The organism is Parabacteroides hominis (assembly GCF_014287585.1).
Lineage (GTDB): Bacteria > Bacteroidota > Bacteroidia > Bacteroidales > Tannerellaceae > Parabacteroides > Parabacteroides hominis.
On the sequence record NZ_JACOOJ010000020.1, the window covers coordinates 1 to 13,707 of the forward strand.

Consider the following 13,707-nt stretch of genomic DNA (forward strand, 5'->3'; position numbering starts at 1 on the left):
CGGGATGATTGGGAGCTATCTTTTCCGATAAACTAACCGGAAAAAGTACATTTTGGTTGGATGTTAACTCTTTAAATACTATCTTAGCCATTGCTATAATGTTTGTTTTTTTGCAACGGTAAGATACTACTTTTTACCGAAATAAACAATAGCAAAAGGGGCTGTCACACTTTTTGGACAGCCCCCAAAAGAGAGGATGAGAGGGGGATTGTCGATACTGATAGCTATACCTATATAAGAGGCGGTATCGGCAATCCTAAGAGAAAGCGGAGCTTTCTAAGAAAGGCCTAAGCGGACGGGCGTCAAGCGGAGGGCGAAGGCGGAGCGGCAGGAGCCTGCGCTGTCTGAGCGAAGCGAGTTTCGCAGGCGACAGCGTAGCCTTTGCCCGGAGTAGCCTGGACGGTTAAGCCTTGATCTTTTGGTTACTTTTGGATCAAGCCAAAAGTAACAGAGATAATATGATAAAATAGAGAAACTAATTATTAATATTTTAATACTATGAAATTAAAATGTCTACCATTCATATTGCTGATCCTCGCAGGATGCAATATGCCGGATATGAAAACGGGGAAATCGTTGTCATATCATTTTAATGCTCCGGCAAAGATTTGGGAAGAAACCTTCCCGTTAGGTAACGGACGTCTCGGACTGATGCCGGACGGTGGTGTCGATACGGAAAAGATCGTGTTGAATGAAATCTCCATGTGGTCGGGAAGTAAGCAGGATACGGATAATCCGCAGGCATATTACTCGCTGGGTACTATCCGCAAGCTTCTTTTTGAAGGCCGCAACGATGAGGCTCAGGAACTGATGTATAACACTTTCGTCTGCAAAGGCGAGGGAAGCGGACAAGGACAAGGGGCGAATGTCCCGTATGGCAGCTACCAGTTGTTGGGCAACCTGGTCCTGAATTATGATTATCAGGGAAGTGCCGATTCGATCTCCGGGTATAGACGTGAATTGAATCTCGATAATGCTGTCGCTACCGCTTCCTTCAGAAGAGGCAAAGTGGTGTATGATCGCGAGGTCTTCACTTCGTTTGCCGATGATTTGGGCGTGATCCATCTGACAGCCGATACAGATAAAGCGTTGAACTTCTCTTTCGGCATGAACCGCCCTGAACACTATAAAGTGACCGCCGACGGCAATGACCTGCTGATGCAGGGACAACTGCCTGACGGTGTCGATACCCTTGAGATGAAAGGCTTGCGCTATGCATCCCGCGTGCGCGTTATCTTGCCGAAGGGCGGGACGGTTACTCCCGGCGATTCTACTGTTTCCGTGCAGAATGCTTCCGAAGCGATTCTGTTGGTCAGCATGGCTACCGATTATTTCGATAAAGACCTCGACGGCAAGATCACTTCCCTGCTGGCCAATGCCGGGAAGAAGGACTATGCTTCCCTGAAGAAAGCGCATGTTGCGGCTTACCGTTCCCTTTTCGATCGCGTGGAGTTGGATTTGGGGCATTCTTCCCGCGAGGATTTGCCGATGGACGAGCGTCTGGCTGCGTTCAACGAAGACCAGGACGATCCTTCGCTGGGTGCGCTCTATTTCCAGTTCGGGCGTTATCTCTTGATCTCGTCTACGCGTGTCGGCTTGCTGCCTCCCAACCTGCAAGGGCTTTGGTGCAATACGGTCAATACGCCCTGGAACGGCGATTACCATCTGAATATCAACCTGCAAATGAATCATTGGCCGGCAGAGGTGGCGAACCTCTCCGAACTGCATCTCCCGTTGGTGGAATGGACGAAACAGCAGGTGGCCAGTGGTGAACGGACGGCTAAGGCTTATTATAACGCCCGCGGCTGGGTGACGCATATCTTAGGGAACGTTTGGGAGTTTACCGCACCGGGCGAACATCCTTCCTGGGGAGCGACCAATACGTCTGCCGCCTGGCTTTGCGAGCATCTGTACATGCACTATCTCTATACGCTGGATAAGGAATATCTGAAAGATGTTTATCCGGTATTGAAAGGGGCTTCCCTGTTCTTTGTGGATATGCTGGTGGAAGATCCCCGCAATAAATATTTGGTGACCGCTCCGACCACTTCGCCCGAAAACGGGTATAAGTTGCCGAATGGCAAAACCGCCCATATCTGTGCCGGTTCGACAATGGACAACCAGATCGTACGCGAACTGTTCACCAATACGATCGAAGCCGCCGGCATCTTAGGTGTCGATTCCGATTTTGCCGGGGAACTGGCCGCCAAGCGTGCCCGCCTGATGCCGACAACGATCGGGAAGGATGGCCGGATCATGGAATGGCTCGAACCGTACGAAGAGACGGAACCCCATCATCGCCATGTCTCCCATCTCTATGGCCTGTATCCGGGCAACGAAATTTCGATGGAGCACACGCCCGAACTTGCCGAGGCCGCCCGCAAATCGCTTATTGCCCGCGGCGATAAGAGCACAGGATGGTCGATGGGATGGAAGATGAATTTCTGGGCGCGTCTGCACGATGGCGACCATGCTTATAAACTGTTTGTTGACCTGCTCCGTCCGTGTGTGGATCGCAAAACGAATATGACGAATGGCGGCGGAACCTATCCGAACCTGTTTTGTGCGCATCCTCCCTTCCAGATCGACGGGAACTTCGGCGGTTGTGCCGGTATTGCCGAGATGCTGGTACAGAGCCAGACCGGACAGATCGAATTGCTTCCCGCCCTCCCTTCCGCCTGGAAAAACGGTAGCTTCAAAGGCTTGAAAGTGCGTGGCGGCGGCGAAGTCTCTGCAAAATGGAAAGAAGGCCGGTTGGCCGAAGCCGGTTTGAAAGCCCTGGTTTCCGATTCATTCCGCATCAAGCTCCCCGCCGATTCAGCAAATATGAGCATCAAGATCAACCAAAAAGCCGTGTCTCTCCCGGTTGTTAACGGTATGTTAGTGGTGGAGTTGCAGGCCGGGGATCAGTTGGCTCTGACGTTTTAATTAATAAAGCGGTAACTTATATATAAACCCCACCGACAAGCGCTGTGTGTTTTCGATCGAAGCACCCAGCGCTTTTGCTTTTTCGGTCAGGCGGTAGGAGCGGGCTGTTCCGGTCAGGAAGATATGCAGGTTTTCGTCTGCCATCGGATAAAATTCGATGCCGGCCTGATAGCCCCATGCCGTGCGGTATTTGCCGTCAGGGAGTTCTCCCTCTTCATCACCGGCCTTGTAGACCGATCCGGTTTCATACATTCCTTTGACGAAGGCGTTCCATTTCGTGTGGAACCGGTAATTCATTTCGGCCACGAGTGAAACATACTGGACGTTGCGCAGGCAGACAGGCCCTTCCTCATTCTCTTCGGACGGGGGAACCAGTTCCGTCAGGATGCCTAACGGGTCGAGCGAACCCCGTGTGTACATCACATCCAGATACCCGTCGAACGGCCCTGTGCACACATTATGCCCGGCCCATGCCATATACATCCATTTCCCTTCCGCCTGTTCGCCGGCGGTTGCCGAATAGCGGAGGTTCAGGACTTCGTCCAGATAGCTGCTGTTCCAGTTGAACGTGTAGAAAAGCGGGGCGCGGGGCTTTTCGATCCCGGCAGGAAGCGTGCCGTAAGCATCTTCCATGCTCCCGATGCGGTTGTCCGTCACCTGCAAGCGAAGTTCCTGTGAAGGGACCGGCTGGTAACCCAGAGTGACCCCGGTGAAATAGCAATCCATGTATTCGTTCATGTCGCTATATTCATATATTGCATACGGATCGAGGTCATATTCGAACCCGCCCCAGGCAGCATCCTGTTTTCCTAAGGTGACGGTGAACTTATCGCTGAGGCGGTAACCGATCATGGCATATTCGATCGATTCCGGCAGGTTCTCCAGATCCATGCCTTCGTTCCCCTGGTTGAGATTCTGGCGATACCAGTAGAAAAGGCGGTCGTTGACCTCTCCTGTCGCTTCGATTTTGATGTGATTGAAACGGAAAGCGGCCTCGTCCAGTTTATTTCCGGTGAAGAATGTGTTGAAGGAGGCGTGCATCTCCAAATTTAGGTTGAATACATTCGTGCGCTTCGGGATCTTTGTCGCGTATTCGAAGAGAGAGATATCGGATGAATCCCGTTCGGGGATGAAGGATTGCGCCTGTACGGAAACAGTCCATAAAAGAAGGGCTGACAGCCAGAATGCCGTTAGTCGTTTCATTGTCGGTTACGATTATGTTTGATTCTGGCTGCAAAGATACTATTTCTCTTCGGTTTTCCCCATGTGCTTCATCACCTTTGCATCTAAATAGAAGATCAGTTCTTCTGCGATATTGGTGCAGTGGTCGCCGAAGCGTTCCATCTTGCGGATGACGCCCGCCATGTAAAGGCCGGCAAGCGCACTGCCCGGATGAGCTTCGATATATTGGGCGATGAGGGGAGTCGAATCGTGGTTGATCTCGTCGATGATATTGTCTTTCAGGAAGATGCGGGATGCGATCTCGGAGCTTTCCTTCTCAAAGGCTTCCTGCGCTAACGATATCATGGTGAGCAGTTCCTGCAACATTTCTTCCACGCGGGCGATCTTCACCAGTTCCGGATCGACCGGCTCGCCTTCCGGCAGGTTCACGGAGAAGCGTGCGATGCTTTCGGCGAAGTCGCCGAGGCGTTCCAGGTTCGTGTTGATCTTGTACATGGCGAGTACGAAGCGTAGGTCGATCGCTACCGGCGCATACAAGGCGATGATATCCTCGCAATCGCTGTCGATTTTCAACTCGAATGCGTTCACGCGGCGTTCACGGCTGAGGACTTTATAGGCAAGTTCCTTATCCCCGGTCAGCATGGCTTCGCCTGCATTGTATATCTGTTGGTGGACCAGCGCCCACATTTCGTTGATCGTATTCTTTAACGTCGCAATCTCTTGTTCAATAACCTTCATCAATTCTTAATTTTTAATTCTTAATTTTTAACTCTTAATTCCCAATCACCCGAATCGCCCGGTAATATAATTCTGCGTCGACTCTTTTTCCGGATTTGTGAAGATCTTGCGTGTCTCGCCGTATTCGATCAGTTCGCCTAAATAGAAATATCCCGTCTTGTCGCTCACACGGGCAGCCTGCTGCATATTGTGTGTGACGATCACGATCGTGTATTCCTTTTTCAGTTCATGGATCAAATCCTCGATCTTGCCAGTGGAGATCGGGTCGAGGGCCGAAGTCGGTTCGTCCATCAGCAGGATGGAAGGTGAGATTGCCAACGCCCGTGCGATGCAAAGGCGTTGCTGCTGTCCGCCGGAGAGGGCGAAAGCCGAATCCTTCAACTTATCCTTGACCTCGTCCCAGAGAACGACCTGCTTCAGGCTTTTGACTACAGTCTCTTCGATGTATTCGTTATCCTTAATGCCGTTTACACGAAGGCCGTAAGCCACATTTTCGAAGATCGTCTTCGGGAACGGGTTCGGCTTCTGAAATACCATTCCGACATTTTTGCGGAGCGTATCGACTTTTTCCCCCTTGTTGTATATGTCCCGTCCGTCGATGAATATCTTCCCTTCCAGATGCGTGTCGGGGATCAGGTCGTTCATGCGGTTGAACAGTCGGAGGAAGGTAGACTTTCCACACCCCGACGGGCCGATAAAGGCTACCGAGGTGTTGGCTTCTATCTGCATCGAAATGTTCTTCAACGCATGAAAGTCGCCATAATAGAAATCTACGTTTTGAGCATCAATCTTTATCATAAATAATTTATTAGTTCATTTTTACCTTTTTAGCAAAATAGTTGCGCAAGAGGTTTGCCAGCAGGTTGACAACCAAGACGATTACAATCAACACCAAAGCCGTTCCGTATGCCATGCCGCGGGAGGCTTCGATATCCGTTCCGCTCGTGGATATGACATACAAGTGGTAAGGCAATGCCATGCACTGGTCGAAGATGCTTCCCGGCAGTTGAGGAAGGAAATAGGCCGCTACGGTGAACAGGATCGGAGCCGTTTCGCCCGATACGCGTCCGACCGACAAGATCAGGCCGGTGATGATATTCGGGAAAGCCATCGGGAGCACGACCCGGCGGATGGTCTGCAATTTCGTCGCGCCTAATGCCAGGCTGCCGTGCCGGAACGAGTCGTCGATGCTTTTCAGGGCCTCTTCCGTCGTGCGGATAATCAAGGGCAGCGACATCAATGCCAACGTAAACGAGCCGGCTATGATCGAGTCTCCCCAGCCTAACGTATTTACAAACAGAGACATACCGAACAGGCCGAAGACGACCGACGGGACCCCGCTCAGGTTGTTCGTCATGATGCGGATGAAACGGACCAGTTTGCCGTTTGTCGCATATTCGTTCATGTAGATGCCGCTCATGATCCCGATCGGGAAACTGATGATGCTGCTTCCGAGGATCAGGTAGAAAGTCCCGACGATCGCCGGGAAGATTCCCCCTTTCGTCATGCCGTCTTCCGGCGCTTTCGTCAGGAAGTCCCAGCTGATCACGCTGCCTCCTTTAATGATGATGAACCCCAAGATCACGAACAGGATCGCAACGACCAGATAACTCAACAGGGTGAAGAAGCTGAATGCAAACCTCTGTGAGGTCCGTTTCTTCAAATCTATATTTCCTAACTTTTGTACAGGAGCCATAATGTTAATCAGATTTTTCTTTTGGATGAAATATACTCGACGGAGATACTCAATATCAGCGTGATGAGGAAGAGGACGGCACCGAGCAGGAACAACGCCTCATAGTGTGCGCCTCCGGCGGGAGCTTCCCCTAATTCGGCGGCGATCGTCGCGGGAATGGTACGCACCGGTTCGAAGAAGGAGGTCGGGATGACAGCCGCGTTACCGGTTACCATCAGGACGGCCATCGTCTCGCCTATCGCACGTCCGATACCCAGCACGACTGCCGAGGTGATGCCGGAAATGGAGTACGGGATGATTACTTTATAGATCGTCTGCCATTGTGTTGCGCCTAAGGCGAGGCTTGCCTCTTTCATGGCGCGGGGTGTCGTCCGCATGGCATCTTCGGCAACGGTGATGATCGTAGGGAGTGCCATGATCGCCAAGACTACGCTGCCGGCAAAAGCCGTTTCGCCGACAGGCAGGTTGAAGGTTTTCTGGATAAGCGGCACGATCACCACCAATCCGAAGAAACCGTAGACGACGGACGGGATGCCTGCGAGCAGTTCGATGATCGGTTTCAGGAGGTCGCGTGTCCGTTTGTTTGCAATCTCCGCCATGTAGATGGCAACGGCGAGCCCGAAAGGAAGCGAGAGCACGATTGCACCGATGCTGACCAGCAAAGTGCCTAACAGCAAGGGGATCAATCCGAATATCGGGGCGGGCGTGGAGGTCGGATACCATTTCGTCCCACCGAAAAATTCCCCGAATGTGATCTTTTCTTCAGGCAGGACTTTTCCCTGGAAACCGCTTTCCAATAAATATTGTTTAGGGAAGAACGCGATGATGCCGGGCTCTTTCGCCACCAGCTCGCTGATTTTTTGCGGGACATACTGGAACTCGTCGCCCAGTTCTTCCTCCGGATAATAGTTGGTCAGGTCGGAGAAGCGGAATGTCAGAATCTCCTGATCCGTTCCACCGATATCTTTCCAGTTGGTAATATTGCCGTCAAAGATATCCATGATCTTCTCCGGTGATAATTTCCCGACATCGTTGCTTTTATTTACGGCAAGAACGTACCCCTCTTCTGTGGCCGGGGTGTTGAAAAGGCCGCCGGCCTCTTTAAACAGGAAGAACACGATCAGCAAAATCGCAAAGCTGCTGACGCTTCCGCTGATAAGCAATCCTCCCTCTATAATCTTTTCGAAAAACTTTCTCACTTTGTTTACCTTTTTATTCTGTCCGCAAAGTAACGAAACAGATATTACGAAGTCGTTACATAAGGCTGAATGAGATGTTACGATATTATTACGTTTGTGTTTCAAAAAACGACAATAAGTCCCTCTTTGGAGGCAGTATTGGTATTCGGCTGTTGTTCAAGCGTTTCTGTAAATGTGTGTTTCTTAAAAAATATTATCCTTGCAGGAAATTTGAAATATATGGGGTATAAAATCAAATTTCATGCGCTACTGTTTCGATTTGGACCAACGGGTATTTCGGAGAATAATACAATAAGTAAAGAATGGCAATATGTTTTTCTTTAAGAAGATTTGAACATTTATCTGTTACTTTTGGCTTGATCCAAAAGTAACCAAAAGATCAAGGCTTAACCGTCCGGTCTACTCCGGGCAAAGACTCCGCTGTCGCCTGCGAAACTCGCTTCGCTCAGACAGCGCAGGCTCCGGCCGCTTCGTCTTCACCCTTCGCTTAACGCCCGTCCGCTTAGGCCTTTCTTAGAAAGCTGCGCTTTCTCTTGGGATTGCCGATGCCGCTTGTTATATAGGTATAGGTATCAGTATCGGCAATCCCCACCCCCCTCATCCTCTCTTTTGCCGTCTGCTTCAGCAGACGGTTTAAAAGGCCTGGAGGCTAAGCCTCTTCCTCTGTGGGCTTCAGGCCCTTTTTTAATATAATATTTAAAGGGGTTAAAACCCACAGCGGAACCGGCAAGGCCGGAACAATCATCTATCCGTCTGCTGAAGCAGCCGGCAAAAGAGCGCCTGCGGGACGCCATCCATGTTATACACCGATAAATCATCATTTATGATTCACTTCTGACAAATATTGAATCAGCAATCCATATTGCAGACAAGATCGTTCTAAACCTATACTCCGATAAATATCGGACGAGCCGCAATAATGGGAATACAGGTTGTGTTGAGAATTCCAAATGATAGGATTTTCCCCTGTTTTTTCCGCTTTTTTGCAAAAAGGTGAAATTTGGGCTTATAGCACTACTTGAATAAAAAACTGCAAGTGATTAATTATTAAATGAATATGATAAAAAGCGCGGAAATGGCAAAAGTCCCATTTTGAGTATATATAAATGGTATTTTTGTCTTTTGTAAATGATTGGAATTTAGAAGTATAGAAGGTAAAAAATGAAATGACGAAAAAAACGTACGTTTTAATTCGTCATTTTTCAGCTACAAAAATACAACTACTTTTTAAACCTGCAATCCTTTTTCCTAATAAATTTCCCTTTTCTATATTCTTTCTTATCAATTAGATAGCTTATCAAGTACAAACATACCGCCTTTTTATCACAAACCTCTGTATACCTCTCCAAAAATGACTAAAATAAACGTACGTTTTCAATATCAAAAGACATGCGTTAACATTCACGAAGTTGTATACATTATATAACAAATAGGTTTTATTACTAATTAAATTATTAAATTATGAACAAAAGATTTTCTACTCTTGTGGCTACCGCACTGGTAGCCTGTGGGATGTCGGTTGGTGCACAAGCTGCTGCTACTCCTTATAAGGTATTGGGCAGTTCTGACCTCAAAGACGGTTTCGTTTATTTGAGAAGTGCTTCTGGCGACAATTCTTTGGTTGTTAAAAACGGAAAACTTGACTCAACGGTAGTTGCTGCTACTGATTCTACTTTCGCCAGATTAGATTCTATGGCATGGAAAGTAACTGTAAAAACTACTACTATTGGTAAGTCTTTCCAATTGCAAAACAGAAAAACCGGTGATATCCTTTCATATAAAAAGGAAACCGGGGCTGTCACACTCGGTGGTGATATTAAGGAATGGGGATTAGATAATACAGGTTTCTATGCAATGAGTGGTGATTCCACTTATTATTTGAAAGCAGGTGCTGATTTCGCCGGTGTTGTTGAAGAAAATACAACCACGACGTTTGCTAATGTAGATTTTGTAAAACCGTATGAGATTACGACCTCTTTCAATTTGACTGCTGAAGATTTCAATGACGTTGTCAAGAAATTCAGCTTTGCAGCTGTAAATGGTCGGAAAGATCCTGCTAAAACAACCGATGGACAGAAAAATGTGTTGACAGAAAATGAATGGGTTGCAATTTCTATTCACGGTAAAAAGAATGCTGATGGAACATTGAACGGACAGTATTTCCCACAGTTGAATAACACTACTCCTCTTGATACTTTGCTTTTCCAGAAGGTGGGTGCAAAAGATTCTACGGGCTTCTTATATGTGGATACGGCTAATATTACTCCAACTCAGTCTATGAAATTGGCCGTAGCTGACTCTGCATTTTTCCGCCGTGCTGCTGGCACAGCATCTCCTTCTAATTACTACAAAGCAGGTCTTGATAGTTTGCACATGTTCGTCGTTTCATACGATTATGTGACAGACTCTATGTCTATCAAGCCGGTTGCAACACCAATCAAACTTAGCGCTCCGAATACTGACGGTGCTTCATGGTGGAATGCTGATGGACAGGAAAATGTAAAGACACAATTGGGAGTGGCTTCTACAGGTTCTACCGAAGCTGTTGTTTGTTTAAGAGCATTGGATAATGTGACTGTTTTGGCTGTGGATTCAATTACAATGATTGACACTGAAAATACAGGTCTTTCTTATGCCAACATCAAATCACCGTTACGTTCTTCAACTTTGGGTGGCGATGCCAAGATAGCTACAGATAAAGTTTACTTTATCAAATATGCTAACAAAGGCGACAACAAAGACAAATATGTGGTTGCTAATGCTGTTGTAGCTGCAAATGGTAAAGCTTATGAAGATAAGGCTTACGCTTCAATGCCTTCTACTCAGTGGGTGGTTAAAGCCGGTACTGCTGATGGTTTATATGAAATCATGAACCGTGAATTTACATCTATCAAATATTCAGGTGCGTTTAACAAAGTGAAGGGTGCTGACGGCAAGGATATCGCTGATACCTATGTTAATGGTACTGACACTCTCCTCCTGGAAGATGCAAAATGTGCTACATTGGAAGGTAAGATCACGGTGAATAATAAAAACTATGCTACGACCGGTTATGGTTATTATGATCCGAAAGTTTTGAATAACAAAACTTATAAAGTGGCTTCAGCTTCTCCTTTCATGAAGGATCTGTTCATGCAGGCTAAGAAAGATTCTACTATTACATTGGCAGAAGATGATTACTACTTCTATCTGAAAGAGATAGATAAAGCAGCTTATGGAGCAACAGTCAAAGGGGTTGATTCTTTGTATCGTTACACCTATAAACTGGTAACAAAGAAAGATGAATTTGTATCTCGGGACAATAACAAATATATCTTGACGAAAGATGCAACAAAGAAACCGTCTGTATTCTTCTTCAAGTCTTGGGGTGCTGCTGACAATTATATGTTGATCGATACTACTGGCATCGGTGCTGCAACAGTTGATTGGAGCCAATCTATAATCGTAAGTGTAAATGCCCAGAATGCAGAGATCTATCCTTCTGCTTTGACAGATGCTAAGAGCGACTTGTTTACTGTAACTGAAAAGGCTACTCCTTCAATGTTGTTCACGAATCCGACTCATTACAACATCTACAACAACAACGACCGTCTGGCTGTAGGTAAGAACAATCTGGCTGTAATGGCTCAACCGGGCAATGACCTGAAAGCTGATGCTGACAAGTTCGTTAATGACAACTTTACATTGTGGTTCGATACTGTAAACTACAAAGCTGACATCACTGCTTCTTACTTCATCTCTCAGGGTATCAAAGCTGCTGCTGGCGAAGAAACAAAAGCTGAAGAAGCATCTGCTGAAAGACTGTATCTGACAGTTGCAAGCCAGGATTCTATTGATAAATCAGATGATCTGGCTAAGTTATATACATTAGATGGTGCTGCTCGTCTGTACTTCCGTACTGCTGCCCGCCACGGTGTAGATACTTTGATCGTAAACAACTTTGATGAAAAAGCAGGCGTTATGGCTCCTGACACAGTAGCTGCCGGTGCTGACGGAACTAAACATTCTGCTGATGCTGCTAAGGGCTTATTGTTAGGTGGTATCGACAACTTCAAATTCCAGTTCGAAGTGATCGACGGTACTGATAACTATGTGATGAAGTCTTTAACTAACAAATATGTAGTTAGCGTTAACGGCCTGTTGGTTGTTAAATCTGATTCTGATGAAAACATGATTGCCTCTCTGAAAGCTCCGGACTATGCAACTTCTAACGAAGACGTAGCCGTATCTGAAGTAACCGTTATCGCTACAGAAGGCGGTGTTCAGATCGCTGGTGCTGCTGGCAAGAAGGTTGTTATCTCTAACATTTTGGGTCAGGTAGTTGCCAACACAGTTCTTACTTCTGACAATGCTGTAATCGCTGCTCCGCAGGGTGTGGTTGTTGTAGCTGTCGAAGGCGAAGAGGCTGTAAAGGCTATCGTGAAATAATAGAAGATAATATAATCGATAATTCTAAAATGTTTGACCGCGTGCCGCCGCGTAGAGATGCACGGCTGTGCATCACTACAAACAACGGCAATTACCCTGTGACAGGTGAACAAGCGGTCAGATTTAATATTAATAATACTAAAGTATATTGAATTTAAAAGTTCAATGTTGCCGGTATCCCTGTGAAGAGAGAAAGCATACATCTAAAACAAGCCCCGGAGATGGAAGACATTTTCGGGGCTTCGTTATATTATGGAGGGCGGTTTTCTATCGTAATTCGCAGTAATTTGTAAACTTATCCCTATATTTGTCCAAAATCTTTCTAATTATTCAATTATGAACAAACTTTTAAGTTTATCTGTGTTAGCGACCACACTGCTGTTGTCGTCTTGTAATAATGCCCCGCAGGAGGAACCTCTTGCGAAAGTGATTGACCGTGGTTTGAAAGCCTCGACCGAACAGGCGCTGCTTATGGCCAAAGACCTGGAACAGCAGGAAGGCCGGCTGCCTAAGAGCATCAAGGACGGCAAACTGGAAACCAGCGACTGCTATTGGTGGTGCAGCGGTTTCTTCCCCGGTGAACTCTGGTATCTGTATGAAAGCAATCCTACTCCCGAATTGAAGAAGTATGCCGAACTCTTTACCGAACGCCTCGAAAAAGTACAGCATGTGACGGATAATCACGATGTAGGCTTCATGCTTTATTGTAGCTATGGCAACGGTTACCGCCTGACGCAAAATCCCGGTTACAAGGATGTGCTGGTGACAGGCGCCGGCTCGCTCTGTACCCGTTTCAACCCGATGATCAAGGCGATCCGTTCCTGGGACTTTACCAATAACGGAAAATGGCAATATCCGGTTATCATCGATAATATGATGAACCTCGAACTGCTGACGTGGGCAAGCAAGACTACCGGCGATAACCGTTTTCATGATATCGCGGTTACGCATGCCAATACGACGATGGAAAATCATTTCCGTGATGACTACAGTTGCTATCATGTCGTTTCTTATGACACGATCACCGGAAAGTCACATATCAAAATGACCCATCAGGGTTATGCCGACGAATCGGCCTGGGCGCGCGGACAAGCATGGGCGATCTACGGCTATACGATGATGGCGCGTGAAACCGGCAGTCCCGAATATCTGGCACAGGCCAAGCATATCGCCCGTTTCCTGATGAACCATCCGAATATGCCGGCCGACAAAGTCCCGTATTGGGATTTCAATACACCTGACATTCCGAACACTCCGCGCGACGCTTCTGCCGCCGCTATCATGGCTTCCGCCCTGATCGAACTGAGCCAGTTGGATAAATCGGAAGAAGCGAAAAGCTATCTGGACTTTGCCGAACAGCAAATCCGTTCTTTATCCTCCCCGGAATATTTGGCGGAGAAGGGAACAAACTGTAACTTTGTACTCATGCATTCGACCGGCCATCTGCCTGGAAACAGCGAGGTGGACGTGCCGCTTAGCTATGCCGATTACTATTATGTAGAAGCATTGATGAGACTGAAAAAATTAATTTGAATA

Annotated in this window: 8 protein-coding genes; 3 read left to right on the top strand and 5 right to left on the bottom strand. The window is 47.3% G+C overall.

Translation table 11 applies throughout. The features are described 5' to 3' along the window. Positions 1-498: 498 nt before the first annotated feature. Entirely contained in the window at positions 499-2,928 is a 2,430-nt protein-coding gene (locus H8S65_RS11740; protein WP_186930166.1) for a glycoside hydrolase family 95 protein, read from the top strand. Here the strand turns inward: H8S65_RS11740 and H8S65_RS11745 are convergent, their stop codons facing one another. The 5 genes from H8S65_RS11745 to pstC are packed head-to-tail and all read right to left on the bottom strand — an operon-like array spanning position 2,929 to position 7,743. Further along, positions 2,929-4,131 carry a porin gene (locus tag H8S65_RS11745; protein ID WP_186930167.1) on the bottom strand — a complete coding sequence of 401 codons (1,203 nt, stop codon included), beginning with the start codon at positions 4,129-4,131 and terminating at the stop codon, positions 2,929-2,931. Between the two features lie 39 nt (positions 4,132-4,170). Beyond that, positions 4,171-4,848: a phosphate signaling complex protein PhoU gene (gene phoU, locus H8S65_RS11750; RefSeq protein WP_186930168.1), complete on the bottom strand. Its 678-nt coding sequence runs from the start codon at positions 4,846-4,848 to the stop codon at positions 4,171-4,173. A gap of 45 nt (positions 4,849-4,893) precedes the next feature. Next, positions 4,894-5,646, bottom strand: a complete 753-nt coding sequence (gene pstB, locus H8S65_RS11755; RefSeq protein ID WP_186930169.1) for a phosphate ABC transporter ATP-binding protein PstB — start codon at positions 5,644-5,646, stop codon at positions 4,894-4,896. A gap of 10 nt (positions 5,647-5,656) precedes the next feature. Beyond that, positions 5,657-6,544 (bottom strand): phosphate ABC transporter permease PstA, encoded by an 888-nt coding sequence (gene pstA, locus H8S65_RS11760; protein WP_186930170.1) that lies wholly within the window; start codon positions 6,542-6,544, stop codon positions 5,657-5,659. An 8-nt stretch (positions 6,545-6,552) separates the two neighbouring features. Beyond that, positions 6,553-7,743 carry a phosphate ABC transporter permease subunit PstC gene (pstC, locus tag H8S65_RS11765; protein WP_186930171.1) on the bottom strand — a complete coding sequence of 397 codons (1,191 nt, stop codon included), beginning with the start codon at positions 7,741-7,743 and terminating at the stop codon, positions 6,553-6,555. A gap of 1,461 nt (positions 7,744-9,204) precedes the next feature. On the opposite strand from pstC, the gene H8S65_RS21245 reads away from it, so the two are divergent. Then, positions 9,205-12,171 carry a DUF6383 domain-containing protein gene (locus H8S65_RS21245; RefSeq protein ID WP_186930172.1) on the top strand — a complete coding sequence of 989 codons (2,967 nt, stop codon included), beginning with the start codon at positions 9,205-9,207 and terminating at the stop codon, positions 12,169-12,171. 336 nt (positions 12,172-12,507) lie between these two features. After that, the gene (locus tag H8S65_RS11775; RefSeq protein ID WP_186930173.1) at positions 12,508-13,704 is read left to right on the top strand and encodes a glycoside hydrolase family 88 protein; all 1,197 of its coding nucleotides are present in this window, start codon (positions 12,508-12,510) and stop codon (positions 13,702-13,704) included. The last annotated feature ends 3 nt before the right edge of the window (positions 13,705-13,707 follow it).